A 24,370-nucleotide genomic window follows, 5' to 3' on the forward strand; every position below is an offset into this window, starting at 1 on the left:
AATGACTGATACACCACCTGACGTGTCGATCAAATCCGCACGCAAGATATTCCTGAGCGGCGCGTCGATCGTATGGATCATTCCGTTATTGGCGCTTTTGGTTGCCCTGGGTGTCGCGTGGAACAGCTATAATGCGCGCGGGCCCGAAATTTACGTTGAATTCGAAAAGGGTGCCGGCATCAAGGCGGGTGAAACCGAATTGCGGTATCGCGATGTGACCGTCGGCCGCGTCGAAGCGGTCGGGTTCTCCCGGGGATTGGGCAAGGTTGTTGCCACGATCCGCGTCGATAAAGATGTGGCACCCTATATTGATAACAGCGCCGCATTCTGGATCGTGCAGCCCGAAGTGTCTGCCAAAGGGATTACCGGTCTGAGTACCGTGTTAAGCGGGGTCTATATTGAAGGGTCCTGGAACGACGAAATCGGCACCTTTGAAAACCGCTTTAGCGGGGCTGACTCTGCGCCGCTGATCCGGGCGGGACAGAACGGTTTGCAGATCGCGTTTCGTACGGTCGGGAACGGTCAACTGACAGACGACGCGCCGATCCTGTATCGCGGCATCGAAGTGGGCCGTCTGGGCAAGGCCGAAATCGCACCGCTTGGCAATTTCGCAATCGTGGAGGCGTTGATCTATGAAGAGCACCGCAATCTGATAAACACATCCACCCGCTTTTGGGAAAGTTCCGGATTTAGCGTCTCTATCGGGCCAAGCGGTGCCGAAATCGATTTCCAATCCATCGCGACACTTATTGGGGGTGGCGTGACCTTTGACACATTCGTGTCAGGCGGGGGTCGGGTCCAAGACGGGACCGTGTTTGAAATCTTTTCAAGCAAAGAAGAGGCCCGCAGCGCGGTATTCAATTCCTCTGCCGTCGATCCGCTGGAGCTAAGCGTGATCTTTGATGAAAATGTTTCGGGCCTTGCGGTCGGGGCTGCAGTTGAATTGAGCGGGCTGAACATCGGTCAGGTCGAAGCATTGTCCGGCATTGTTGATTACGACCAGTTTGGCGACAGCCGTGTCCGTTTGAATGTGACCCTTTCGATCCAGCCCGCGCGCCTTGGCCTTCCCGGCGAGGTATCGGCAGAAAGCGCGCTGGAATTCCTGCAAGACCGCGTGGCGAACGGTTTGCGCGCGCGTCTGGCCTCGGCCAGCCTGCTGACCGGCGGCCTTAAGGTTGAACTGGTGACGGTCGAAGGCGCGCCAACGGCACGGCTGGTTGCGGCACCTGATGGTTTGCCTGTCATGCCGACAACGAAAAACGAAACCTCTGACGCGGCTGCAACCGTGGAAGGTGTGTTCACCCGTATCAATAACCTGCCCATCGAAGAGCTGTTGAACAGCGCCATTGCCCTGATGAATTCGGCCCAGTCGTTTATCGGCAGTGACGAATTGCAACAGACGCCCAAAGATGTGCGGACGTTGATCAACGAAGTCACCGGATTGGTTGCATCGGACTCCGTGCAAAACATCCCGGTTACCTTGAACGCGACCTTGTCGCGGGTCGAAGCGCTGGTCGCAACGCTTGAGCAAGAGCAAATGGCCAGGCGGTTGATGGATGCCGTTGACGCGGTATCCGGTGCCGCGGATGCGTTCACAAGCTCAACCGAAGGCGTGCCGGAACTGATCACAGAGATGCAGGCCGTCGCCGCGAAAGCCGGCGAGATCGAGTTGCAGCAATTGGTGGACGAGCTGACCGCGTTGACCCGTTCAGCCGACGCCGTTATCGGTACCCCTGATGCTATTGCATTGCCGGGATCGCTGAAAAACGCGTTGGACGAGCTGAATTACACCCTGCAAGAACTGCGTGAAGGCGGGGCTGTTGAAAACGTGAACCAAACCCTGGCTTCCGCACGCAATGCCGCCGATAATATCGCCGTATCGGCAAAAGACCTGCCACAAATCGTTGACCGACTGTCATCGCTGTTCAATCAGGCCAGCCGTACAATTCAGGGATATGATCAAGGCGAACAGATAAGCCGCACCGCACAAGAGACACTGCGTGATATTCAAAAAGCGGCTGACGCGCTTGCTTCTTTGGCGCGGACCATTGAACGTAATCCAAACTCGCTACTGCTAGGACGCTAAAAAATGAATGCTTTGAAAACGATTGCAACATTGGGCTTTGCCTTGGCGCTTGCGGCCTGCGGGTCTGTGGATCGCTATGCTGTTACGATCCCCCCTGTGACGGAAACCGTGCGCATTGCATTTAGATCGGTCGAGGTGCGCGATGTGTCCTTGCCCAGCTATGCAGCTGCCGACGAAATCCACATTCGTAAAAATGACGGCACATTGGTCAGCTCTTCAGATCAACTGTGGGCCGATGCGCCCGAACGCGCCGTCGCGCTTGAGCTGAGTGAAAGCCTGTCCCGCCTGACCAACCGCCGCATCGCATCCGAGCCGTGGCCCTTTGAGGCCTACCCCGATGCCCGGCTCGAGCTGCGTTTTGCCGAGCTATTGGCGACAGAAACCGGTCAGTTCCGCGCAACCGGCCAGTATTTCGTTGCCGTCACCGGCGGTGGCCGGGAACGGTCGGGCCTGTTCGATCAAACCGTCACGTTTGACCCCAAGAGCGGCCCCGCCGGAATTGCCGCGGCACGCGGGCAGTTGATTCTCAAGCTGGCCGAATTTATTGCAAAAGACGGGTTGATGTAATGGCAGCGCTGAAAGTCACGCGAACTAGTGTGTGGCAGTCAACTTTATGTTGAAATTTCCGACCAAGCCATTAGTAGTCCCCCAAATATGACAGGGTAGCCAATTCTTAGCAGGACAATAGGATCAGCACTGTAGCTGGCACATGAAACTTTACTGAGCCGAACTTTGGTTGAAATTGATTTGGTGGCGGATTTCCTCCACGGAATTGAGCCACCTTTTGAAGAACGACAGGAATACAATGCGCGATATTTTGCAGAAACCTCAGGGCGGATCCGAAGCCGAAGAGGATACAATCGACATTGGTGCCCTGATCGGGACTCTATGGCGGGGAAAGTGGCTGATCGCGATCGTGACCGGCATCGCAATGACCCTGGCCATTTACTATGCGTATTTCGTGGCAATTCCGATGTACCGCTCCACTGCGGTGGTAATTTTGCAGACAAAGCAGGATAGCATTGTTGACCTGCAATCCGTTGCCGGCGGTCTGTCGGGCGACAGCACCGAGGTAAACACCCAAGTAGAGGTGTTGAGGTCTCGTGGTTTGGCTGAAAAAGTGGTCGAGCGGCTAAACCTGATCGAAGATCCGGAGTTTAACGGCAGTTTGAGGGAACCGTCGCTGATCGGATCGGTCATTGGCATGATCAAATCTATCATCCGCCCCAGCAGTTCCGATGCAATCGCGCAGGATGAAGTTCTAAAGAAGAACCGTATCCGCGATAACGTAACTGCCAACTTGCTGAGCAAAATTGCGGTAAGCAACATCCGGCAAAGTCTGGTCTTCAATATTGCAGTTGAAACCCAATCGCCGGTCAAATCTGCAAAAATCGCTGATACACTGTCCGAAATCTATATTTTGAACCAGATCGAAGTGAAGTTCGCCGCAACCGAGCAAGCGACAGAATGGTTGAGCAATCGGGTTTCCGAATTGCAGGTCCAGTTGGAGACCGCTGAAAAGAAAGTATCGGATTTCACCGCGCAAACGCAGCTTGTCTCTGTTGACGGATTGCAAGCACTCGAGCGGCAGATCAAGGATCTGCGGGATCGGATCACCAATGCCGAGATCACCAAGGCTGGCCTTGAGAAAGCGCTGGACGAGCTGAACGCCGCCAAAACGCCTGACGAAAAACTGGCCGTGGCCAATGATGCGACGCTTAACCGTATCGCCAGTGGCGGGATGTCATCTGCGGCGAACCTGAACACGTTTGATCTGCGCTTTCAGACGATCATCAATCGCGTGCAGACAGATATCACACGGGCCGGGCAACAATTGACCGCCTTGCGCCTGTCGGAAACGGAGCTTGGCAGCCAGCTTGAGAACCAAGGCCAAGACCTGATTGCGCTGCAACAGTTGACCCGTGAATCCGAGGCAACCCGGCTGTTGTACGAATATTTCCTGACCCGTTTGAAAGAAACATCCGCCCAGGAAGGCATTCAAAAAGCGGATAGCCGGGTTTTGTCCCATGCTGTTGTGCCCGCGAGCCCGAGCGCGCCCAAGAAATCGCAGATCGTAGCGCTTGCCATGATCCTTGGGGCCATGATCGGTTCCGGCCTTGTGCTGCTGCGCGAGTTCCGGATGAGCACGTTCCGCACGGCGGGCGATCTGGAAGCCTACACAGGTTATACCGTTCTGGGGCAAATACCGCTCATCCCGACCCGTAAACGTCAGGACACGTTGCAGTATCTTTCGGACAAGCCAACATCGGCCGCAGCAGAAGCCATTCGCAACCTGCGAACCTCCTTGATGTTGTCGAATCTTGATAAGAAGCCTCAGGTCATCGTGTCAACTTCGTCGATCCCCGGCGAGGGTAAGACCACGGTTTCGCTGGCTCTGGCCAAGTTCCTGTCCGGTCTGGGGAAATCCGTGCTGCTGATCGAAGGTGATATCAGACGCCGGACGTTGAACGAATATTTCCCCTCCCTGCCAAAAGTCGGCATTGCGTCCGTGTTGAACCGGGAAATTGATTTTGCCGATGCCATTCACCGCCCAAAGGGTTTTGAAGCGGATGTTCTGGCGGGCGAAAAAACCAGCGTGAACGCGGCGGATATTTTCTCGTCCGATACCTTCAAGACGTTCATCGCCGAGATGCGCAAGCAATATGATTTTATCATCATCGATACGCCGCCAGTGTTGGTTGTTCCCGACGCGCGGATCATTGCCCAGAATGCTGACGCGATCCTGTTCTCGGTGAAATGGGACAGCACCAGCAAGGCGCTATTGGACGAATCCATGCGGATGTTCCACAATTCCAATCAGCGTATTACCGGGTTTGTTCTGGGTCAGATTGATGAAAAGGGCATGAAAAGATACGGCTATGGTGCCAAGGGCGGTGCATATGCCGCGTATGGCCAGGGCTATTACGAAACCTGACGCCACCGGGTGTCGCTGCCTCAAAATTGCCTGATTGATACCTTTGCGTTGCCTTAGCTTCGACGTCCTTATGTCCGATATTCGACTGGAATCATTCCAAGCGGGGTCATCGACATGTCACGTACCAAAGAAATCTTTACTGCCGCAGGCACCCTTGGTTGCGCTTTGGGCATCGGATTTATCATGCAAAGCTCTGACGCGGCGACCGACCGTTACGGGGCCGCATCGGACGTGGCGCAGCATGAGCGTGAGATGCAAGGCCTTGCCGCTGAATCGTCGATCCTCGAGGTGCAGGATATCGAACTGACATCGGCAGCCTTTGATCTGGACCAAGAGAAAGTCGAGGTCGAGTTTTCTGTACCCGCTACAGAGGCAACGCTTGCCGCCGTATCAGACGTTGAAGCGCCTGTGGCAGGGTCTTCGGCACAGGTGGTCTCTGACAGTTGCGAGATCAGCGCCGAGGCGCGCCCGATGGCCGCCGCAATGGTAAACCTTACCCTTGATGCGCCGTGCCTTCCGAACGAACGGATCACCGTTCATCACAACGGCATGATCTTTTCGCAAACCACGTCGTCCACCGGCGGGCTGAACATCAACGTTCCCGCCCTAAGCGAAACAGCCGTGTTTGTATTTGCCTTTGGCAATGGTGACGGTGCCGTGGCGCAGGCCAAAGTCGAAGACCTTGCCGATTTTGACCGTGTGGTCCTGCAATGGAAAGACAACGCCGGCTTCGAGATTCACGCGCTTGAGTTCGGCGCAGGATACGGCGACGCCGGCCATGTCTGGTCTGGCAAGCCGCGCGATATGGCGTCAGCGATCACAGGCGAAGGCGGGTTTATCACCATCAACGGTGATTTGAGCGCGACTTCACCGATGATTGCCGAAGTGTATACCTTGCCTGCTGACAGTGTTGGCCGCGATGGCGGCGTTGCAATCAGCGTCGAGGCAGAGGTGAATTCACGCAATTGCGGCCAGGAGATAGAAGCCCAATCCTTGGAACTGGTTTCGGGGAATGATATCCGAACACGAGATTTAACCCTGTCTGTGCCCGATTGTGATGCAGTTGGTAGCTTTCTGGTGTTGAATAATCTGTTCACAGACCTGAAAGTTGCCAGCAACTAAATCAGCGTTTGAGGGTACATGCTCACTTCATTACGTGCGGCGGTTTTCGTCGCACTTTTCATATTTGGCTGGGCTGGATCCTTGGTGGCACAGGATGTGGCGCTGACGTCGCGGGATGGCAAGATCGAACTTAGCGGGACACTGCTGGGTTTTGACGGCGAATTTTACCGGATCGACACCGAATATGGCGAACTGACCGTCGACGGGTCAGGAGTACAATGTTCTGGTCCGGGCTGTCCCAACCTCGAAAGCTATGTCGCTGAGCTGCAATTATCCGGCTCGGCCACAATGGGGCAGGTTCTGATGCCCGCCCTCATTGACGCCTTTGCCGCTCGAAGCGGCTATCGCGCCCGCCGTGAAGATGAGGAAGACGACCGGTTTACCTATCTTCTGGAAGACGAGAAAACCGGGAAGACAGTTGGCATCTTTATGTTTCATGCCAGCAATACCGACGAGGGCTTTGCCGATCTACTGGCCGATGAGGCCGATATCGTGATGTCCCTGCGCGAAATGCGCCCCGAGGAACGCCAACGTGCCCGAGAAGCAGGAATGGGCGACATGACAGGGCTGAACCGTAGCCGTGTGTTGGCCTTGGATGCGGTTGTTCCGGTGGTGTCGGCGTCGAGCCCGGTTAAATCCATTTCGCCAGTCACCCTGGCTGAAATTTTTTCCGGCAAGATCACGAATTGGAACAGCTTGGGCGGGCCTGACGCGCCGATTGATCTGCACCTGCCCGATGACAGCAGCGGTCTGGCGCAGGCGATCACGGATCAGGTCTTGGGCCCTGTCGACCTGGAACTGGCGAAAGGTATCACCCGCCATGCGCTGCCGGTTGATTTGGCGACTGCCGTTGCAGCTGATACTTTTTCCCTGGGCATCACCAGCTATGCCGAGCGGCGAAATACCAATGTGTTGACGTTAACAGGCGCTTGCGGGTTTGCGCTTGATGCCTCTCGCCGGACGATCAAAACCGAAGACTATCCGTTGACGGCACCGATGTTTCTGTATTTTCCGGCTCGGCGTTTGCCGCAATTGGCGCGGGATTTTCTGTCGTTCACCCGCAGCCCGACGGCGCAGATCGTAATCCGCCGGGCGGGATTTGTGGATCAAACCCCCGAAGAAATCCCGGTCGATGATCAGGGCAATCGTTTTGCCAACGCGATCAGTGTCGCCGGCCCCGAAACCACCTTGGAAGAACTGCAACGCATGACTGCGACGCTGACCCCGATGGCGCGGCTTTCCACGTCTTTCCGGTTTGAAACAGGGTCGGTCAGACTGGATGCGCAATCGCGGTCAAACGTACAGCAATTGGCCCGCGCGCTTGAGGTTGGTCAGTATGATGCGCGCCGCCTTTTGTTCGTAGGTTTCAGTGATGGTGAAGGGGCTGCCCGCGCCAACCGAGAGATTGCCCTGCGCCGTGCAGAAGCCGTGCGCCGTGCCGTAACCACCGCAGCCGTAACCGTTAACCTTGAACGTGTGACATTGGATGTTGATGCGTTCGGCGAGGCGTTGCCAATGGCCTGCGATGACAGCGCGTGGGGCCGGCAGGCCAACCGGCGCGTCGAAGTCTGGGTGCGCTAGGCCGTTAACGGAACTGCGGCGGATCGTATTTCAGCAAGACCGGCACGACCAATTCTTCCTCGTCGGTAAGGTGACGGTTCAGCATCGGGTGAAACGCATCCAACCGCCCTTTGAACGCGGCTGCCGCATCGATAAACCCCGCAGTCGCCCCGCCGTGTTGCAAGACGCCATTGGCGCTGGTTGCCAGATCCGACAGGATGCCATCCAAGGCATGATGATCGGTATCCAGAATATCAAAACCCCGCTCGACGTTTTTTTCAAGCTTGGCCATCACGGGGAAATATTGTGCATCCTCGATCTGATGATGTCCGTGCAATTCATTGATCAGCATGCCGCCAAACCGGTGCAGTTTACGTTTATAAACGTCTTGGGATTCAGCGCCATCCAGCGCTGCTTTGACGTCGCTGTCCAACTGGTCCAGCAAGCGGCGAAACATCATGTGACGGTCAAGCCAAAAGGCGATCAGCTGGGAATAGTTGGGGTTTTGAACCCAACCGGCACGGGGGTATGCTTTGATCAGGGCGCGCAGTGCATCTGGCAACCCGTCGCGTTTTGAAAGAAGCAAATCTTGGGGGATATTCATATCTGTCATGGAGTGCGTGATAGAAGATACGGGCCGTCACGTAAATTCTGCAAATCCGAACAGGTCAGCCGCAGATTTAAAGATATCCTTCGGATCGAAAGCTCAGCTCGTTTGATTTTCCAATGATCAGATGGTCGTGCAGGGTCATCCCAAGGGCCTGGCAGGCTGCCATAACCTGCTGTGTCATGTCGATGTCAGCCTGGGACGGGGTCGGATCGCCGGATGGATGATTATGCACCAGAATCAACGCGCTGGCGTTTAATTCAAGCGCCCGTTTTGCGACCTCTCGGGGGTAGACGGGCACATGGTCAACCGTTCCCTTGCCTTGTTCCTCGTCTGTGATGATGACGTTTTTACGGTCAAGATAGAGAACCCGAAACTGTTCGGTTTCGCGGTGCGCCATCACGGTGTGGCAATAATCAAGCAGGGCGTCCCAACTGGACACAACATGGCGCTGCATGATTTTTGACCGGGCCATGCGATGCGCTGCTGCTTCGACGATTTTGAGCTCGACAATAACGGCATCGCCGACCCCTGAAATATCGCGCAAGCGCGGCTCGGGGGCTGTGATAACGCGGTTGAAATCGCCAAACCTGTCCATCAGTGCACGGGCAAGCGGTTTCACATCGCGGCGGGGGATAGCGCGGAACAGGACCAGTTCAAGCAGTTCGTAATCCGGGAGCGGGTCAGCACCTCCTTGCATGAACCGCGCCCGCAACCGTTGGCGGTGATCGGCAATGTAGGAAGGTTGCTTGGCTGAAACAGGGGTCGCCAAAGGTGCTTCATCCCGAAGGAAGGGCAGCAGTGGATCAGCAAAAGAGGAGGCGTTTTTTCGCATAGCAGCAGCATCTATGGCCACTGGTTACAAACAAGTTAACGCGTCCGAAGAAACACAGGATGTGGGGTCAGGCGGGGCCAAAGCCCCACCCTAATTTTAGCCCTTCATCGAATCCCAAAAGGATTTGACCGAGGAAAAGAAGCTGCTGGATTCCGGGTTGTTGTTCTCGGATTCCTTTTCAAACTCTTGCAGCAATTCTTTTTGGCGACTGGTCAGGTTCACGGGCGTCTCGACCGCCAGTTCGATGATCATATCGCCCGTGCCACCACCGCGCAGGGGGGGCATACCCTTGCCCCGCAAACGCATCTGGCGGCCCGACTGGCTGCCCGACGGGATTTGAACACGCCCGCGCCCGCCATCAATGGTCGGCACTTCGATGCTGCCACCCAAGGCGGCCGTGCTCATTGACACGGGAACGCGGCAAAACAGGTTTGGCCCGTCACGCTCAAACAGCTCGTGATCTTGCACTTCGATAAAGATGTACAAATCACCCGATGGACCGCCACGCATCCCGGCTTCGCCTTCGCCAGCAAGGCGAATACGTGTGCCAGTTTCGACACCCGCGGGGATATTCACCGAAAGCGCGCGTTCTTTCTCAAGGCGGCCCGCACCCCGGCAGGATTTGCATGGGTTTTTAACGATTTGACCCATACCCGAACAGGTCGGGCAGGTCCGTTCGACCGTGAAAAACCCCTGCTGCGCGCGCACCTTGCCCATGCCGGAACAGGTCGGGCAAGTCGTGGGTTCAGCGCCGCCTTCGGCACCTGTGCCACTACAGGAATCGCAGGCAACGGATGTTGGCACATTGATCGATTTTTGCAGTCCCGTGAAAGCATCCTCAAGCGAGATGCCAAGGTTGTAGCGCAGGTCAGCACCGCGCGCGGCACGACGTCCGCCGCCGCCAGCACCACGTTGCCCCATGAAATCGCCGAACAAATCGTCGAATACATCGGAAAATGCGGATGAAAAATCACCCTGACCGCCGCCGCCGAAACCACCAGGACGCTGACCGCCACCGCCCATGCCACCTTCAAAAGCGGCGTGACCGTAACGGTCATAGGCTGCTTTCTTGTCGGCGTTCTTTAGAACCTCATACGCTTCGTTCGCTTCTTTGAACTGGGCTTCGGCCTTGGGATTGTCGGCATTGCGGTCGGGATGCAATTCTTTGGCTTTGGTACGGTAGCCTTTTTTGATCTCGTCAGCGGATGCACCTTTGGCAACCCCGAGGATCTCGTAATAGTCACGTTTGGCCATGAATTAGCTCCTACGCTGGAACGTGACGGGCCGGCCCGGCAAGCGGACCGGCCCCATCAGTGGTTCCAATGGCACGCTTACGCGCGCTTGTTGTCGTCCAGATCTTCGAAGTCGGCATCAACGATATCGTCATCGCCATGAGGTGCATCAGCTGCCTCGGCCATGTCTTCGTTGCTGTCTTGTGCGGCCTTATAGATGGCTTCGCCCAATTTCATCGCTGCTTCTGTGACGTTCTGAATGCCCGATTTGATCTTTTCGACGTTGTCGGTTTCCAGCTCGTCATTCAGGGCCGCGATGGCCAGTTCGATCGCTTCGACGGTGGTTGGGTCAACCTTGTCGGCATGCTCTTCCAACGACTTTTCGGTCGAGTGGATCAGCGATTCCGCTTGGTTTTTCGCTTCGATCAATGCGCGACGTTCCTTGTCGGCCTCGGCATTGTCTTCGGCGTCTTTCACCATCTTTTCGATGTCTGCATCGGACAAACCACCAGAGGCCTGGATCGTGATCTTTTGTTCCTTGCCTGTGCCTTTGTCCAGCGCGCCAACAGCAACGATACCGTTCGCGTCGATGTCAAAGGTCACTTCGATCTGGGGCATGCCGCGTGGTGCTGGCGGGATGCTTTCCAGGTTAAAGGCACCAAGGATCTTGTTGTCCGCAGCCATTTCGCGTTCACCTTGGAACACGCGGATGGTCACAGCGTTCTGGTTGTCTTCGGCAGTCGAAAAGACCTGAGACTTTTTGGTCGGGATCGTGGTGTTACGATCGATCAGACGGGTAAATACGCCGCCCAATGTTTCGATACCCAGCGACAACGGTGTAACGTCAAGCAGAACAACGTCTTTCACGTCGCCTTGCAGAACGCCCGCCTGAATGGCCGCACCCATGGCAACAACCTCGTCAGGGTTCACACCCTTGTGCGGCTCTTTGCCAAAGAATTTGGTCACTTCTTCGATGACGCGCGGCATGCGGGTCATACCACCAACCAAAACGACTTCGTCGATGTCAGAGGCCGAGATACCAGCGTCTTTCAACGCGGCGGCACATGGCTTCATCGACGCTTTGATCAGGTCACCAACCAGCTGTTCCAGTTTGGAACGGGTCAGTTTCATCACCATGTGCAAGGGCGAACCGTCTTTGCCCATCGAGATGAACGGCTGGTTGATCTCTGTCTGGCTGGCGCTGGACAGTTCGATCTTGGCCTTTTCTGCCGCTTCCTTCAGACGCTGAAGCGCCATCTTGTCTTTGGTCAGGTCAACGCCGTTGGTCTTTTTGAATTCATCCGCAAGGTAGTTCACGATGCGCATGTCAAAGTCTTCACCACCAAGGAACGTGTCACCGTTGGTGGATTTAACTTCGAACAGACCGTCGTCGATTTCCAGGATGGTTACGTCGAATGTACCACCGCCAAGGTCATAGACCGCGATTGTCTGTGTTTCTTTTTTGTCCAGACCATAGGCCAGGGCCGCCGCTGTCGGTTCGTTGATGATCCGCAGCACTTCAAGACCGGCAATCTTGCCCGCGTCTTTGGTGGCCTGACGCTGGGCGTCGTTAAAGTATGCAGGCACAGTGATAACCGCCTGGGTCACTTCTTCGCCCAGATACGATTCAGCTGTTTCCTTCATCTTGCCAAGGATGAACGCAGAGATTTGCGAAGGGGAATATTTCTCGCCCTTGGCTTCGACCCATGCGTCGCCATTGCCGCCGTCGATGACGTTAAACGGCAGGTTCTTTTTGTCCTTGGCCAGATCCGGGTCATCGTTGCGACGCCCGATCAGGCGCTTAACGCCGAAAATTGTGTTTTCTGGGTTTGTGACCGCTTGCCGCTTGGCAGGCTGGCCGACCAGACGCTCGTCGTCGGTAAAGGCGACGATTGATGGAGTTGTACGTGCACCTTCCGCGTTTTCGATAACGCGTGGCTGGCTGCCGTCCATAATGGCGATACAGCTGTTGGTGGTTCCTAGGTCGATACCAATTACTTTGGCCATGGTTTGATCCCTCATTGAGTTAAGGCGATGACACGAGGCTTGGGCCCATTGTGGCACCCGTGCCCCGATCTTTTGGACCAAGGGCGGGATGCCCTCAGCGGTTCGATGGGTATATAAGGAGCAGTTCTGGACCCTGCAACCGTTGCATGAGAAAGGAAATGGAGAATCTGTGTGGATTTTTCCGTATTCAGGCCATGAGGGGCAAATAAATGACGGTTTTGCGGTTGCGTGGCTTTGAAATCCACAAAGCGTTTCTTGATCCCGATGCGCAGCGCGCCGTGCTTGATGGGGTGCGCACTGTGGTCAAGGCAGCCCCGTTTTTCCGCCCGGTCACACCCGGTGGGCAAAAGATGTCTGTGCGTATGACGTCTGCGGGTCAGTATGGCTGGATGTCGGATGCCGACGGCTATCGCTATGCAGAAACCCATCCGAACGGGGCGGTCTGGCCTGCGATCCCTGATCCCGTTTTGGCGATTTGGGACAGCCTGACAGGGTTGGAGCGCAGGCCCGAGTGTTGCTTGATCAACTATTACGCATCTGACGCGAAAATGGGCATGCACCAAGACCGCGACGAGGCCGATTTCAGGTGGCCGGTGGTATCGGTTTCGCTGGGCGACGAAGCGCTGTTTCGGATCGGCGGCCAAAAGCGCGGCGGCAAAACCGACAGTCTTTGGCTGCAATCAGGCGATGTGGTTGTCATGGGCGGCGAGGCGCGTTTGAACCATCACGGGGTGGACCGGATCAGGGCCGGATCGTCAAAGTTGCTGCCTAAAGGCGGGCGTATCAACCTGACCCTGCGTGTGGTCGATTAGGTCAGCGCCGTGCGTTCCAGCTGGCCGAGGCGTGTTTGCGGGTATAAAATTCGCCCATCAAACCGATCACCATCAAAACGACACCAACCCAGACCGCGTATTCCCAATTGCTGTAGCGTGGGTTGTAATTGATGAATGCGAAACCGCGCGCCTGATCGATGATGTGGAACAGCGGGTTCCAGTCAAACATGGCCAGCATGAAACTGGGCAGTGAATTGGCCAGAAACATCTTGCCCGACGCGATCATGTTGGCACGCTGGTACAGGGACGTGAAAATCGTCGCAAAAGACGGTGCCCAAGGTTTGATTGCAAGCAAGACCATGCCAACGGCTACTCCGGTGAACCATGCCACCATCATCATGCCAAACACCCCTGACCAGTCGTAGATAACCACCGGATTAAAGGCGAGGTGATAGACCGACATGATCATCACCAGCGACAGCATCTGAACATAAAGGGACCCCAACGCCGCAGCCGCCAAAGCGACCATCGTTGTCATCGGGGCATGTTGCATCATCGGGCTGGCGGGCCCCTCGGCTGCGACAACAGCCGTCACCGTTTTGGTGTGCATCATGTAAAGGAAGATGCCGCTCATGATATAGATGACAAAGTCACCCCTGATCGCAGATCCACGCATGCCGAGGAGCGAAAACATCACATAGAAGACGCCAACAAAGATCACCGCCTGAAAGATGTTGATCCCGATCGCAGCAAAGGCATTGTTGTGCTGCTTGCGCACCTGCCGGACAACCGAATGATACACCAGTTCAGCAATCGAAAGGGCGGAGGCGAGTGGCCCTTGGGCAGTGCGGCGGGGTTGGAACATCTCAAAAGCCTCTATGCAATGGGTTTTTGCACGGAATTCTTGCTGTTCCGTTAATCTATAATCATAAGGGGTCTGCGCAAAGTAATCAACGAAACTGAAGGGGTCGCGTCATAATGGATTATCAAAAGCTGGTGACAGTGATGCGGCGTCTATCGCTGGAGGCGGGCGACAAGATCATGGAGATCTACGGAACCGATGATTTTGAGGTGAAAACCAAGTCTGATGAAAGCCCCGTCACAATCGCGGACGAGGCAGCGGACAAGATCATTTCCGACGGTCTGCGCGCTGCATTTCCCGATGTTATGCTGGTCACCGAAGAACAATCCGCCACACATACCGCCAGTGGCGATACGTTCCTGATCGTTGATCCGCTGGACGGCACCAAGGAATTTATCAACCGCCGGGGTGATTTCACCGTGAACATCGCCCTTGTCGAAGGCGGCGTGCCGACCCGTGGTGTCGTCTATGCCCCTGCGCGCGGGCGTATGTTCTTTACGCTGGCAGATGGCAGCGCTGTTGAAGAAACCGGTGATTTCCCCAAGGGTGAAACGGGCCCGACAAAGGCAATTACAGTCTCTAACCCGGATAATTCGGCGCTTATGGTCGTGGCATCGAAATCGCATCGCGATCAGGCGACCGATGACTATATCGCCAAATACAACGTGCGTGACATGACCAGCGCGGGCTCGTCGCTCAAGTTCTGTCTGATCGCCACGGGCGAGGCTGATCTGTATCCGCGTGTGGGTCGCACGATGGAATGGGACACTGCCGCGGGTCACGCAGTCCTGAACGGGGCAGGCGGTGCGGTTGTGCGCTTTGATGATCTGACACCGCTGACATACGGCAAGGCTGATTTCGCAAATCCGTTCTTTATCGCCTATGCACCCGGCGTCGATCTAAAGGCGTCTTGATGTCGGTCCTGATTGTAATCCCTGCCCGCTATGCATCGACCCGCTATCCGGCGAAACCTTTGGCGATGCTCAAGGGGGCCAGCGGCACATCCCGCAGTCTGATTGAACGCAGCTGGCGCGCGGCCTGCGAAGTGCAGGGTGTGGACAAGGTTGTTGTCGCAACCGACGATGACCGGATCAAATCGGCGGCAGAAGCCTTTGGTGCCGAAGTCGTCATGACGTCGGTTGAATGCGCCAATGGAACAGAACGTTGCGCCGAGGCACACGCGGTTCTGGGCGGCGGATACGACATCGTTGTGAACCTTCAGGGGGACGCCCCCCTGACGCCGCATTGGTTCGTCGAAAGCCTGGTCGAGGGGCTGAAAAGCGACCCTAAAGCAGGGATAGCCACGCCTGTGTTGCGTTGCGATGGTGCTGCGTTGAACAGCCTGCTTGCCGATCGCAAAGCGGGGCGCGTCGGGGGCACGACATCTGTCTTTGCGGCCGATCACAGTGCGCTCTACTTCTCGAAAGAAGTCGTGCCGTTCACGTCGAAAACCTATGGCGACGATGATCCGACACCGGTTTTTCATCACGTGGGTGTCTATGCATATCGCCCCGATGCGCTGGCTGCATACCCCTCGTGGCCCGTTGGCCCGCTTGAGCAGCTCGAAGGGTTGGAACAGCTTCGGTTCATGGAAAACAGTCATACGGTTTTGTGCGTCGAGGTGGAGGCAAAAGGCCGCCAGTTCTGGGAATTGAACAACCCCGAAGACGTGCCCAAGATCGAGGCAATGATGGCGCAGATGGGTTTGGAATGATCGACCTGCCTGTCAGTGTTGTGATCGTCAGTCGTGGACGCCCACAATCACTGGCTCGCACGCTGACAGGCATTTCGCAGCTGCAATACTGGAATTTCGAGGTGGTCGTCGTTGCGGACCCCGCAGGGATCGCATCGGCCACAGCCTTGCCCTTTGCCGACGACCTAAAGCTGGTCCCTTACGATACGCCTAATATCTCGGCTGCGCGCAATCTTGGGCTTTGCCATGCTGCGGGCGAGATCATTGCGTATATTGACGATGATGCGGTGCCTGAACCCATGTGGCTGCGCCATCTGGTTGCCCCTGCCATGCGCAGTGATGTTGCGGCGATGGGGGGATATGTGCGCGGACGCAATGGCATTTCCTATCAATGGAAAGCTGCCAGTCTGGACAGTAACGGGATGCCCCACGCGCTGGCGCTTGATCCGCAACAGGCGACAGTGATGACGCCACCAAAAGGCCGCGCGATCAAGACAGAAGGCACTAACATGGCGTTTAGGCGCGATGTGCTGATTGATCTGGGCGGGTTCGATCCGGCCTTTCACTATTATCTGGACGAAACCGATCTGAACATGCGCTTGGCCAAAGCGGGCTATGCCACGGCGATTGTCCCTTTGGCCGAGGTCCACCACGGCTACGCAGAAAACCGGATGCGGACAGCGGCGAGGGTGCCGACCGACCTGTTCGATATCGGGGCAAGCTGGGCCGCTTTCCAACGCAAACACGTACCCCAAGGCGACAGACCCGCCCAATGGCGCAGCCTTCGCAAAGAACAGCGTCAAAGGGCGCTTAGGTTTCTTCAAACTGGCGCGCTGGAACCGCGCGATATACGTCGCCTGATGCAGCGGTTGGATCGCGGCTATGCCGAAGGGCTGGAACGCAAAGTCGCACCTGCGCCGCTTGCGAAACATCCCATTGATCCGTTCAAGCGTTTCCCGAGCCAGCCAAGACACCCCAAGATGATCGTAAGCAGACCGCTCAGCGCCACACGGGACCGCAAGCGCGCGCTGGAAGATTTGGCGTCGGGCCATATCGTGACGTTGTTGATTCTGTCACCCACGGTTGCATTCCACCAAGTCTCGTTCACGGATGACGGATTATGGGTGCAGAAAGGCGGGCTTTTTGGTAAGGTTGAGCGCAGTGATCGTGTGTTCAAGCTGTCATCCAGAGCCAGAAAGGCAGAGCAGGAAACCCGGCGGATCGCTTTACAAAGAGGCTTTCGCCGATAAACGGGCAAAATCTCGCTATATTTTTCAGGCAAAACTATTTTAACACTGCATTGTTAGTGGTTTGTGTCTTACAGAGCAAAAAACAAATATGAAGTCTACAGGGGCATTTATGCGCAAGAAGGTAACAAAAGCAATTTTTCCGGTGGCGGGTTTGGGTACGCGGTTTCTACCAGCGACCAAATCGGTGCCAAAGGAAATCATGACCTTGGTCGACCGCCCTTTGATCCAGTACGCGATTGACGAAGCACGCGCTGCCGGCATCAAGGAATTCATCTTTGTGACCTCGCGCGGCAAAGGCGCATTGGAAGATTATTTTGACCACTCCCCTGTGCTCGAGCAGGAATTGCGGTCGAAAAAGAAAACCGAGCTTCTGGAAATTCTGAAGAATACAAACATGGAAAGTGGTGCCATCGCCTATATCCGCCAGCACAAGGCGTTGGGGTTGGGTCACGCTGTCTGGTGTGCCCGTCGTCTGATCGGCAACGAACCTTTCGCGGTTATGTTGCCAGATGACGTGATTGCCGCCGAAAAGCCCTGCTTGCAACAAATGGTCGAGGCCTACGCAGAAACCGGCGGCAACATGGTCGCCGCGATGGAAGTACCCCGAGAACGCGCCTCTTCCTACGGGATGCTGGATGTGGCGGACGATCAGGGCGCATTGGTCAAGGTGCGCGGCATGGTCGAAAAGCCCAAAGCCGAAGACGCTCCATCCAATCTGGCCGTGATCGGCCGCTATATCCTGTCGCCAAACGTGCTCAAGAACCTGAGCCACCTGAAATCCGGATCGGGCGGGGAAATCCAGCTGACCGATGCGATTGCGGCGGAATTGACGCAAGGCCATGACGTATACGGCTATCGCTTCAAGGGGCAACGGTTTGACTGTGGTTCTAAATCAGGGTTCCTTCAGGCGACTGTTTCCTTTGGTCTGGCCCGGGAAGACCTGCGCGATGATCTCTATGCCTATTTGCAAGATATCATGAGCGTTGATAGAGCTGCTCAATAGACTTTGGCAAAGGCGAATTGATGGCGAATGTTTTGGTAACCGGCGGTGCGGGCTATATTGGATCGCACGCATGCAAAGCCCTTGCCGCTGCCGGCTTTACCCCCGTGACCTTTGATAATTTTGTCACCGGCTGGCGTGATGCTGTCAAGTTCGGGCCGATGATCGAAGGGGATTTGCTGAACCGCGCCCAAATCGACGCGGCATTTGCGCAGTATAAACCCGTTGCAGTCATGCATTTCGCGGCACTTAGTCAGGTGGGCGACAGCATGAATCAGCCCGGTGTCTATTGGCGCAATAACGTTCAGGGATCGCTGAACCTGATCGAAGCTGCGGTTGAGGCCGAGTGCAAGAATTTCGTGTTCTCATCCACCTGCGCGACATATGGTGATCAGGATAATGTTGTTCTGGACGAAAACAGCGTTCAGCTGCCGATCAACGCCTATGGCGCGTCCAAACGTGCCATCGAAGACATCCTGCGCGATTTTGAAGTAGCCTATGGCCTGAAGAATGTGATCTTCCGCTACTTTAATGTGGCTGGCGCTGATCCCGAGGGGGAGGTGGGCGAATTCCACCAGCCCGAGACACATCTTGTGCCCTTGATGCTGGATGCGATCGACGGAAAACGCGACGCGCTGACAATCTTTGGCACGGATTATGATACGCCCGATGGCACCTGCATCCGCGACTATGTGCATGTCTGCGACCTGATTGATGCCCATGTGTTGGGTCTGAACTGGTTGCTGGAAGGCAAGCCCAGCCGGGTGTTCAATCTGGGTACCGGTACCGGGTTTTCAGTGCGCGAAGTGGTCGATCACAGCGGCGAGGTGACCAATCGCGCGGTACCCGTCAAGGAAGGCGCGCGTCGTCCGGGCGATTGCACCAAGCTGGTTTCGGGGTCCACCCGCGCTATGGCAGAGCTGGGGTGGTCCCCCAAACGGTCCACCATGTCGCAAATGATTTCTGACGCATGGAGATGGCACCAAACTGGCCGCTACGACACATAAAGCACCGCCCGCCCGGCTGCTGGATATCACGCGGACTCTGCGCCGCGCTGGGCGTATGGCGACGGGTGTGGATCGGGTCGAACTTGCCTATCTCGCGCGCTTTTTATCGGATGATGCGCCTTGCTTTGGCCTGGCCCGCACCGCGTATGGCTACCTTTTGCTGGATCGCGCCGGTTTGCAGGGGCTTCAAGACCGGATGGTCGGGCGATCTGGCTGGGGCCCGCCTGATGTTCTTTCCCGATTCCTGCGGGGCCGGTCGATGGCGGGCAAGCGCGCCGAGGCTGATTTCCGGCGGTTGGCTATTGCACGCGCTACGCCTTGGCGTCTGTCACGGTTGCTGGCTAAACTGCCTGCACCGTGCAGCTATTTCAATGTGGGCCACAGCAACCTGACCACCCGCGCTTTATCGGGGATGAACGCCAAAGGCATCGATATCAATGTGCTGGTCCACGACGTTATCCCGCTTGAATATCCGCAATACCAGCGCCCCGGGACGGTAAAGCCGTTTCAAGACAAGTTGCAGCGCGTGCAAAAATGGGCTGATCGTGTGATCTATAATTCGGCCGATACACAACGCCGGAGCGAGGCGAAGATGGCCGAATGGGGGGCTGTCCCATACGGTATTGTTGCGCATCTGGGAACAGTAACACCCCAGTCAGACCTGTCAGCGCTGCCTGTGGGCCTGCCGCCAGAGGGGCCGTATTTTGTCACCGTCGGAACAATTGAACCTCGCAAAAACCACGCCTTCTTGCTGGATATTTGGGACGCTCTGGGCGCGGATGCACCGCTTTTGCTGATCTGTGGTACCCGTGGCTGGAACAATGAAGCGCTGTTTGCCCGTCTTGATTCTCTGGGCCCCGATAGCCGCGTGCGAGAATTGCCAGATCTGTCGGATGCTGCCCTTGGGGCACTGGTGCAAAATGCTGCTGGCGCATTGTTCCCCAGCCTTGCCGAGGGCTTTGGCCTGCCTCCGCTTGAGGCGCTGATGCTGGAAACGCGTGTTTTATGCAACGATCTTGAGGTCTTGCACGAGTTTTTGAGTGATAAGCCTGTTTACGCAAGCGTTTCAGACCAGTATCAGTGGTTAAGGGTAATAAAAAAATGGGCCAGCGCGCCAGAAATAGATGATACTTTGACGGGGTTTAAAGGTCCGACATGGCAAAATCATTTCAATAGTGTGTTAAGCCTGCGGGCGTAGACTGTCCCATAACGGGCCACTCTGGTTAAAAAGCTTAGCACACCCCCGAGAATGAAGGGCAGTTTTTGGGTATCGTTCAATCATATCGGCTTAGAATGCAGCGCAAGAGATGGCGTATTCGCGCGTTTCGCAAGCGCCGCGAGCTAAAGCCTATTGTGAACCGCACCAAACAGATCAAGCCCGACGATATTTTGCTGTTTTGCACGCAGCGAAACGAAAAAATACGCCTGCCCTATTTCCTTGATTACTACCGGAAACTGGGCGTTGGTCATTTCTTTTTCGTGGACAATAACAGCGATGACGGATCTGCGGAATACTTGGCGGATCAGCCGGATGTGTCGGTATGGCACGCTCGCGCAAGCTATAAGAGCGCGCGGTTTGGTGTGGATTGGCTGAATTGGTTGCAGATGAAACATGCCCACGGTCATTGGACCCTGACCGTCGACCCTGATGAATTCCTGATTTATCCGTTTTGTGATACAAGACCGTTGCGGGCGCTAACCGACTGGCTGGATGCGTCGTCGATCAAGTCGTTTTCCGCGATGTTGCTGGATATGTACCCCAAGGGGCGGCTTGACGAACAACCTTATCAATCGGGGCAAAACCCGATCGAAATTGCATCGTGGTTCGACAGCGGAAACTATTCGCTCTCGCGTAACTTCGGTTTTGCGAATTTATGGATTCAGGGTGGCCCGCGCGCGCGTGTCTTCTTCAAGGACGATCCCAAGAAAGCGCCGGCGCTCAACAAGATACCGCTGGTGAAATGGGACCGGCGCTATGTCTATGTCAGTTCGACGCATATGCTGCTGCCACGCGGGCTGAACCAGGTCTATGACGAATGGGGCGGGGAAAAGGCGTCGGGCGTGCTGCTGCATGCCAAGTTCATTGATACCTTTAGCGCCAAAGCGCTTGAGGAACTTGAGCGCGGTCAACACTATGCCGGGTCGGTCGAATACAAGGCCTATGCCGAAAGCTTGCAGTCCGATCCCCAGCTTTGGTGCAAATGGTCTGAACGTTATATCAACTGGCGCCAGCTTGAAATTCTGGGCCTCATGTCCAAGGGGAACTGGGCATGACGGTCGGTGTTGTCATGTTGGTGCATACTGCCCTTGGCCGGGCGGAGCAGGTCGCGCGCCATTGGTCGGCTGCGGGCTGTCCCGTCGTTATCCATGTCGACAAAAACGTGTCGCGCAAGGTCTATGACGCCTTTGTCAAAAGCCTGTCTGATGTGCCGGACCTGAAATTCTGCAAACGGTTCCGGTGTGAATGGGGCACCTGGGGCATCATCGCGGCCTCTCAGGCGGGGTCAGAGATGATGCTGGCGCAGTTTCCCGACGTGCGCCATGTCTATCTTGCATCCGGTTCCTGCCTGCCACTTCGCCCGGTCCAAGAGCTGATCAACTATCTTGCAGCACGTCCCAAAACCGACTTTATCGAAAGCGCGACAACAGCGGATGTGCCATGGACGGTGGGCGGTCTGGACGAAGAACGCTTTACCATGCACTTCCCGTTTTCCTGGAAGAAGCAGCGGTATTTGTTTGATAAATCAGTCGCTCTCCAACGCATTATCGGCCTGAAGCGTAAAATGCCGAACGGCCTTGTCCCGCATATGGGGTCACAATGGTGGTGTCTTACGCGCCAGACGTTATCAGCTATTTTACAAGACCCTGACCGTGATGAATACGACCGCTATTTCCGCCATGTCTGGATTCCCGACGAAAGCTATTTCCAGACCCTGGCGCGGCAATATGCGATCAAGATCGAAAGCCGTTCACTGACCCTGTCCAAATTCGACTTTCAGGGTAAACCGCATATTTTCTATGATGACCATTTGCAGCTTTTGCGGCGCTCTGACTGCTTTGTCGCGCGCAAGATCTGGCCCTACGCAGATCGCCTCTACGAGGCGTTTCTGACCGACGAAGCCGACGCGCTGAAAAAGACCGAGCCGAACCCCGGCAAGATCGACCGCATCTTTGCCAAGGCCGTTGAACGCCGGACGCGCGGGCGGTCGGGTTTGTATATGCAAAGCCGTTTCCCGAATGAAGACTGGGAAAACGGGGTGACTGCGGCCACGTATTCGATGTTTCAGGGCTTTGCCGAATTGTTCGAGAATTTTGAGCCGTGGTTGGCAAAATCCACAGGCGCGCGCGTGCACGGGCATCTGTTTGCCCCTGACAAGGTTCACTATGCCGAAAACCAGACAGCCATCAACGGTGCGCTAAGCGACAGTGCCACGACCCGCGATTACAATGCCAAGGCGTTTCTAACCAACCTGATCTGGAACACCCGTGGCGAACGGCAATGTTTCCAATTCGGGCCGGGTGACAATCAGGACGTTTGCTGGCGTATTGCCAAAGACCCGAATGCGCAGGTGTCCGTTATTACGGGTGCGTGGTCGGTGCCTTTGTTCCGGTCGAATATGGATTTCGCCGACATCCGCCGCGAGGCTGCGATTTTGCAAAAAGTCGAAAGCGAACATATGAACATCCTGCGGTCGCCCTATACCAAGGCGCGCGTCCGGATCTGGAATATGGCCGAATTCATCGAGGCTCCGATGGAGCCGCTTCAAGGGATTTTGGACGAGATCGGACACACCAAGCTGAACCGCATTGCCGAGGTCCCAAGGATGGTCGATCTGTCAGGGTTCGGGCAATTTTTGCAAAACCTCAAGAATCAGGGGATGCATCCGCATCTTATGGGCGACTTCCCTGTGGAACGCGGTGTGGCAGCCAATCAGGCGTCGTCGCGCAAACCCTATTTGGTGCAGTAAATCATGCCTTCCAGTTTCAAAAGCTTTGTTGTTTTCGCCGAGATGCGCACCGGATCGAATTTTCTTGAAACCAACCTGAACGCTTTCAAGGGTATCTCCTGCCACGGAGAGGCCTTTAACCCGCATTTTATTGGCTACCCAAAGGCGGCGGATATTCTGGGTGTCGATCAGGAAACCCGTGATACCAACCCTGACGTCCTGCTGGCTGCGATACGGACAAAATCCGACGGGCTGGGCGGTTTTCGCTATTTTCACGATCACGACCCCCGCGTGCTGGACACGCTGCTGAATGACGACACCTGTGCCAAGATCATTTTGACCCGCAACCCCGTCGAAAGCTATGTCAGCTGGAAGATCGCGCAGGCCACCGGACAGTGGAAGCTGACCGACATGAAGGCACATAAGGCCGGTCAGGCGCTGTTTGACGAGGATGAATTCGCGGCCCATCTGGAAGCCCTGCAAGAGTTCCAGTTGCTGTTGCTGAACCGTCTTCAGGTTTTGGGCCAGACTGCATTTTATGTCGCCTACGAAGACCTGCAAAGCGTTGAGGTGATGAACGGGCTTGCGCGGTTCCTGGGTGTGGACGAGGCGCTTGAGGGGTTGGACAAAAGCCTGAAAAAGCAAAACCCCGAACCTATCTCGACCAAGGTCAGCAATTACGATGATATGCTTTCGGCTCTGGCGCGGCTGGACCGCTTTGATCTGACGCGCACGCCGAATTTCGAGCCCCGTCGCGGGCCTGTGGTGCCGTCCTATGTTGCTGCGGCCGAAGCACCCTTGCTGTATCTGCCGCTGCGCAGCGGGCCGGAACCGCAGGTTCTGGACTGGCTGGCTGCCGTTGATGGGGTAAAGCGCAACCAGTTGCACAACAAGATGAGCCAAAAGGATTTGCGCCAATGGAAACGCCGCAATGTCGGGCATCGCAGCTTTACGGTGCTGCGCCACCCCGTTGACCGCGCCCATGACGCCTTTTGCCGCCATATCGTGACGACCGGCAAGGGCAGCTATACCCAGCTGCGGGGCAATCTGATCAGGCGCTATAAACTGCCTTTGCCCGAAGGCGAACCCGATGCCAACTATGACGCGGATGCGCATCGCGCGGCGTTCAAGGCGTTTCTGGTTTTCCTCAAGGGGAACCTGAATGGCCAGACCGCCATTCGTGTTGATCAAGCCTGGTGTACCCAAGCGCAAGCCGTACAGGGTTTCGGCGAATTCGCCCTTCCCGACCGCATTATCCGCGAGGCAGATCTGGAAAACGATTTGGCCGAACTGGCGGCATCCGTTGGCGTCACGGCGGCGCCAGCCGTGCCGAAGCGCCTGCAAACCGGCCCGTTTGACCTGCCAGAAATTTACGATGCCGAGATCGAAAAGCTCGCCTCGGATGCCTATCAGCGGGATTATATGATTTTCGGGTTTGACAGCTGGCAATAGCG

General features: G+C 56.0%; 20 protein-coding genes. 15 read left to right on the top strand and 5 right to left on the bottom strand.

The genetic code is table 11. The features are described 5' to 3' along the window. The first annotated feature begins 1 nt into the window (after window position 1). From HGT1_RS13100 to HGT1_RS13120, 5 genes are all read left to right on the top strand, one after another. Window positions 2–2,086, top strand: coding sequence for an intermembrane transport protein PqiB (locus HGT1_RS13100; RefSeq protein ID WP_255200200.1), 2,085 nt, complete (start codon window positions 2–4; stop codon window positions 2,084–2,086). A 3-nt stretch (window positions 2,087–2,089) separates the two neighbouring features. After that, window positions 2,090–2,653, top strand: coding sequence for a membrane integrity-associated transporter subunit PqiC (locus HGT1_RS13105; protein ID WP_176250400.1), 564 nt, complete (start codon window positions 2,090–2,092; stop codon window positions 2,651–2,653). Between the two features lie 238 nt (window positions 2,654–2,891). Further along, the gene (locus HGT1_RS13110) at window positions 2,892–5,021 is read left to right on the top strand and encodes a polysaccharide biosynthesis tyrosine autokinase (protein ID WP_176250401.1); all 2,130 of its coding nucleotides are present in this window, start codon (window positions 2,892–2,894) and stop codon (window positions 5,019–5,021) included. Window positions 5,022–5,135: 114 nt separating this feature from the next. Continuing rightward, window positions 5,136–6,143 (top strand): hypothetical protein, encoded by a 1,008-nt coding sequence (locus HGT1_RS13115; RefSeq protein ID WP_176250402.1) that lies wholly within the window; start codon window positions 5,136–5,138, stop codon window positions 6,141–6,143. 18 nt (window positions 6,144–6,161) lie between these two features. Beyond that, window positions 6,162–7,724, top strand: coding sequence for a substrate-binding domain-containing protein (locus tag HGT1_RS13120; protein WP_176250403.1), 1,563 nt, complete (start codon window positions 6,162–6,164; stop codon window positions 7,722–7,724). 4 nt (window positions 7,725–7,728) lie between these two features. On the opposite strand, the gene HGT1_RS13125 is transcribed toward HGT1_RS13120, so the two are convergent. The 4 genes from HGT1_RS13125 to dnaK form a co-directional block, all read right to left on the bottom strand. Continuing rightward, window positions 7,729–8,316: a hemerythrin domain-containing protein gene (locus tag HGT1_RS13125; RefSeq protein ID WP_255200201.1), complete on the bottom strand. Its 588-nt coding sequence runs from the start codon at window positions 8,314–8,316 to the stop codon at window positions 7,729–7,731. A gap of 67 nt (window positions 8,317–8,383) precedes the next feature. Beyond that, window positions 8,384–9,145 (bottom strand): DNA repair protein RadC, encoded by a 762-nt coding sequence (radC, locus tag HGT1_RS13130; protein ID WP_176250404.1) that lies wholly within the window; start codon window positions 9,143–9,145, stop codon window positions 8,384–8,386. 96 nt (window positions 9,146–9,241) lie between these two features. Then, window positions 9,242–10,399, bottom strand: coding sequence for a molecular chaperone DnaJ (gene dnaJ, locus HGT1_RS13135; RefSeq protein ID WP_176250405.1), 1,158 nt, complete (start codon window positions 10,397–10,399; stop codon window positions 9,242–9,244). Between the two features lie 77 nt (window positions 10,400–10,476). Further along, window positions 10,477–12,384, bottom strand: coding sequence for a molecular chaperone DnaK (gene dnaK, locus HGT1_RS13140; protein WP_176250406.1), 1,908 nt, complete (start codon window positions 12,382–12,384; stop codon window positions 10,477–10,479). Window positions 12,385–12,593: 209 nt separating this feature from the next. Here dnaK and HGT1_RS13145 point away from each other — a divergent pair, with 209 nt between their 5' ends. Continuing rightward, window positions 12,594–13,196, top strand: coding sequence for an alpha-ketoglutarate-dependent dioxygenase AlkB (locus tag HGT1_RS13145; RefSeq protein WP_176250407.1), 603 nt, complete (start codon window positions 12,594–12,596; stop codon window positions 13,194–13,196). Between the two features lies 1 nt (window position 13,197). Here the strand turns inward: HGT1_RS13145 and HGT1_RS13150 are convergent, their stop codons facing one another. After that, window positions 13,198–14,022 carry an ABC transporter permease gene (locus HGT1_RS13150; RefSeq protein ID WP_176250408.1) on the bottom strand — a complete coding sequence of 275 codons (825 nt, stop codon included), beginning with the start codon at window positions 14,020–14,022 and terminating at the stop codon, window positions 13,198–13,200. Between the two features lie 113 nt (window positions 14,023–14,135). Here HGT1_RS13150 and cysQ point away from each other — a divergent pair, with 113 nt between their 5' ends. From cysQ to HGT1_RS13195, 9 genes are all read left to right on the top strand, one after another. After that, the gene (gene cysQ, locus HGT1_RS13155) at window positions 14,136–14,933 is read left to right on the top strand and encodes a 3'(2'),5'-bisphosphate nucleotidase CysQ (RefSeq protein ID WP_176250409.1); all 798 of its coding nucleotides are present in this window, start codon (window positions 14,136–14,138) and stop codon (window positions 14,931–14,933) included. After that, the gene (locus HGT1_RS13160; RefSeq protein WP_176250410.1) at window positions 14,933–15,733 is read left to right on the top strand and encodes a 3-deoxy-manno-octulosonate cytidylyltransferase; all 801 of its coding nucleotides are present in this window, start codon (window positions 14,933–14,935) and stop codon (window positions 15,731–15,733) included. Before cysQ ends, HGT1_RS13160 begins: the two co-directional genes overlap by 1 nt. After that, window positions 15,730–16,962 carry a glycosyltransferase family 2 protein gene (locus HGT1_RS13165; protein WP_176250411.1) on the top strand — a complete coding sequence of 411 codons (1,233 nt, stop codon included), beginning with the start codon at window positions 15,730–15,732 and terminating at the stop codon, window positions 16,960–16,962. The genes HGT1_RS13160 and HGT1_RS13165 overlap by 4 nt, the downstream gene beginning before the upstream one ends. Window positions 16,963–17,071: 109 nt before the next feature. After that, window positions 17,072–17,965 carry a UTP--glucose-1-phosphate uridylyltransferase GalU gene (gene galU / locus HGT1_RS13170; RefSeq protein ID WP_176250412.1) on the top strand — a complete coding sequence of 298 codons (894 nt, stop codon included), beginning with the start codon at window positions 17,072–17,074 and terminating at the stop codon, window positions 17,963–17,965. 20 nt (window positions 17,966–17,985) lie between these two features. Continuing rightward, window positions 17,986–18,969, top strand: coding sequence for a UDP-glucose 4-epimerase GalE (galE, locus tag HGT1_RS13175; protein WP_176250413.1), 984 nt, complete (start codon window positions 17,986–17,988; stop codon window positions 18,967–18,969). A 67-nt stretch (window positions 18,970–19,036) separates the two neighbouring features. Next, entirely contained in the window at window positions 19,037–20,167 is a 1,131-nt protein-coding gene (locus tag HGT1_RS13180) for a glycosyltransferase (protein WP_176250414.1), read from the top strand. A gap of 95 nt (window positions 20,168–20,262) precedes the next feature. Then, window positions 20,263–21,243 (top strand): glycosyltransferase family 2 protein, encoded by a 981-nt coding sequence (locus tag HGT1_RS13185; RefSeq protein ID WP_176250415.1) that lies wholly within the window; start codon window positions 20,263–20,265, stop codon window positions 21,241–21,243. Continuing rightward, the gene (locus HGT1_RS13190; RefSeq protein WP_176250416.1) at window positions 21,240–22,937 is read left to right on the top strand and encodes a beta-1,6-N-acetylglucosaminyltransferase; all 1,698 of its coding nucleotides are present in this window, start codon (window positions 21,240–21,242) and stop codon (window positions 22,935–22,937) included. Before HGT1_RS13185 ends, HGT1_RS13190 begins: the two co-directional genes overlap by 4 nt. Before the next feature lie 3 nt (window positions 22,938–22,940). Next, a complete protein-coding gene (locus tag HGT1_RS13195) occupies window positions 22,941–24,368 on the top strand; it encodes a nodulation protein NodH (protein ID WP_176250417.1) in 1,428 nt (475 codons plus the stop codon). The last annotated feature ends 2 nt before the right edge of the window (window positions 24,369–24,370 follow it).

The organism is Sulfitobacter sp. HGT1 (assembly GCF_013282155.1).
In the GTDB taxonomy this organism is placed as follows: Bacteria; Pseudomonadota; Alphaproteobacteria; order Rhodobacterales; family Rhodobacteraceae; genus Sulfitobacter.

Excerpts from the sequence above, each read along its gene's own strand:
- HGT1_RS13100 (WP_255200200.1), top strand. The coding sequence starts at position 2 with ATGACTGATACACCACCTGACGTGTCGATCAAATCCGCACGCAAGATA.
- HGT1_RS13105 (WP_176250400.1), top strand. The coding sequence starts at position 2,090 with ATGAATGCTTTGAAAACGATTGCAACATTGGGCTTTGCCTTGGCGCTT.
- HGT1_RS13110 (WP_176250401.1), top strand. The coding sequence starts at position 2,892 with ATGCGCGATATTTTGCAGAAACCTCAGGGCGGATCCGAAGCCGAAGAG.
- HGT1_RS13115 (WP_176250402.1), top strand. The coding sequence starts at position 5,136 with ATGTCACGTACCAAAGAAATCTTTACTGCCGCAGGCACCCTTGGTTGC.
- HGT1_RS13120 (WP_176250403.1), top strand. The coding sequence starts at position 6,162 with ATGCTCACTTCATTACGTGCGGCGGTTTTCGTCGCACTTTTCATATTT.
- HGT1_RS13125 (WP_255200201.1), bottom strand. The coding sequence starts at position 8,316 with ATGACAGATATGAATATCCCCCAAGATTTGCTTCTTTCAAAACGCGAC.
- radC (WP_176250404.1), bottom strand. The coding sequence starts at position 9,145 with ATGCGAAAAAACGCCTCCTCTTTTGCTGATCCACTGCTGCCCTTCCTT.
- dnaJ (WP_176250405.1), bottom strand. The coding sequence starts at position 10,399 with ATGGCCAAACGTGACTATTACGAGATCCTCGGGGTTGCCAAAGGTGCA.
- dnaK (WP_176250406.1), bottom strand. The coding sequence starts at position 12,384 with ATGGCCAAAGTAATTGGTATCGACCTAGGAACCACCAACAGCTGTATC.
- HGT1_RS13145 (WP_176250407.1), top strand. The coding sequence starts at position 12,594 with ATGACGGTTTTGCGGTTGCGTGGCTTTGAAATCCACAAAGCGTTTCTT.
- HGT1_RS13150 (WP_176250408.1), bottom strand. The coding sequence starts at position 14,022 with ATGTTCCAACCCCGCCGCACTGCCCAAGGGCCACTCGCCTCCGCCCTT.
- cysQ (WP_176250409.1), top strand. The coding sequence starts at position 14,136 with ATGGATTATCAAAAGCTGGTGACAGTGATGCGGCGTCTATCGCTGGAG.
- HGT1_RS13160 (WP_176250410.1), top strand. The coding sequence starts at position 14,933 with ATGTCGGTCCTGATTGTAATCCCTGCCCGCTATGCATCGACCCGCTAT.
- HGT1_RS13165 (WP_176250411.1), top strand. The coding sequence starts at position 15,730 with ATGATCGACCTGCCTGTCAGTGTTGTGATCGTCAGTCGTGGACGCCCA.
- galU (WP_176250412.1), top strand. The coding sequence starts at position 17,072 with ATGCGCAAGAAGGTAACAAAAGCAATTTTTCCGGTGGCGGGTTTGGGT.
- galE (WP_176250413.1), top strand. The coding sequence starts at position 17,986 with ATGGCGAATGTTTTGGTAACCGGCGGTGCGGGCTATATTGGATCGCAC.
- HGT1_RS13185 (WP_176250415.1), top strand. The coding sequence starts at position 20,263 with ATGCAGCGCAAGAGATGGCGTATTCGCGCGTTTCGCAAGCGCCGCGAG.
- HGT1_RS13190 (WP_176250416.1), top strand. The coding sequence starts at position 21,240 with ATGACGGTCGGTGTTGTCATGTTGGTGCATACTGCCCTTGGCCGGGCG.
- HGT1_RS13195 (WP_176250417.1), top strand. The coding sequence starts at position 22,941 with ATGCCTTCCAGTTTCAAAAGCTTTGTTGTTTTCGCCGAGATGCGCACC.